We start from the raw sequence: 664 nt of genomic DNA, 5'->3' as shown, positions 1-664 counted from the left end.
TTCTAACCGATTAAGAAGACAGGGTGCGAATCAAGTTCGAGTAATCTTCCTTAATATCGTGGCTCTCTTCACGCAGCTGCTCAATCTTGCGACATGCATGCAAAACGGTCGTATGGTCTCGGCCACCAAACGCATCACCGATTTCTGGCAAGCTGTGGTTAGTTAGCTCTTTAGCCAGTGCCATCGCCAATTGACGAGGACGTGCAACGGAGCGAGAACGACGTTTAGACAGCAGATCCGCCACTTTGATTTTGTAGTACTCAGCAACCGTCTTTTGAATGTTGTCAATTGTCACCAACTTCTCTTGCAGCGCCAGCAGATCGCGCAGCGCTTCGCGAACGAAGTCGATGGTGATTGGGCGGCCAGTAAAGTTCGCGTTGGCAATGACTCGGTTCAACGCGCCTTCCAACTCACGAACGTTGGAACGCAGACGTTTTGCAATAAAGAACGCAACTTCGTCAGCCAAATGAATTTGATGGTCTTCAGCTTTCTTCATCAAGATCGCCACACGCGTCTCTAGCTCAGGCGGCTCGATCGCAACCGTTAGACCCCAACCAAAGCGCGATTTCAGACGATCCTCTACCCCGCTGATCTCTTTTGGATAACGGTCAGAAGTTAGGATGATCTGTTGGTTACCTTCCAACAATGCGTTGAAGGTATGGAA

At 49.7% G+C, this 664-nt stretch carries 1 protein-coding gene; it reads right to left on the bottom strand.

Features of this window, described 5'->3' with window-relative positions; translation table 11 throughout:
* Positions 1 to 10: 10 nt before the first annotated feature.
* On the bottom strand, positions 11 to 664 hold a 654-nt coding region (locus R7R78_RS26830; protein WP_225474701.1), incomplete at its 5' end, for a chromosomal replication initiator protein DnaA.

It is taken from the genome of Vibrio sp. 2134-1, from assembly GCF_033339495.1.
Note: the sequence above shows the minus strand (reverse complement) of the source record. Positions and strands in the feature narration are given on the sequence as shown.